Origin of the sequence: Flavivirga aquimarina, from assembly GCF_030540835.1 — a bacterium.
GTDB lineage: Bacteria > Bacteroidota > Bacteroidia > Flavobacteriales > Flavobacteriaceae > Flavivirga > Flavivirga aquimarina.
Genome location: NZ_JAUOEK010000005.1, coordinates 1 through 343 on the forward strand (window position 1 = coordinate 1; position 343 = coordinate 343).

Consider the following 343-nt stretch of genomic DNA (forward strand, 5'->3'; position numbering starts at 1 on the left):
AAGGATAATTATTTATTAGTAGAAACTTGCCAATGGTAGGTTTCTACTCTTTTTAAAATGAACTTAATAATATTAATAAAACCCAAGAAGCCATAGATGATTGGTATATGGCAGATCAAAAAGGTTATGATGTATTTGCCAAAAAAATATCCTATGGATGGCGAACTGGAACAACAAAACGATAAAATAGAAGCCATGCATAATTGGTGTGTTGCAGAAAAAATCACACATACCCCAACCATATCTATAAATGGCTATGAGTTACCCAAAGAATATAATGTAGATGATTTAAGAGAGATCTTACAATAAAAATAAAAAGCCCAAAGCAAACACTTTGGGCATG

The 343-nt window shown here is 31.5% G+C and carries 1 protein-coding gene; it reads left to right on the forward strand.

The features are described from left to right. Positions 1–96: 96 nt before the first annotated feature. On the forward strand, positions 97–309 hold the full coding sequence (locus Q4Q35_RS00025) for a DsbA family protein (protein WP_303275866.1): 213 nt from the start codon (positions 97–99) through the stop codon (positions 307–309). Positions 310–343 lie beyond the last annotated feature (34 nt).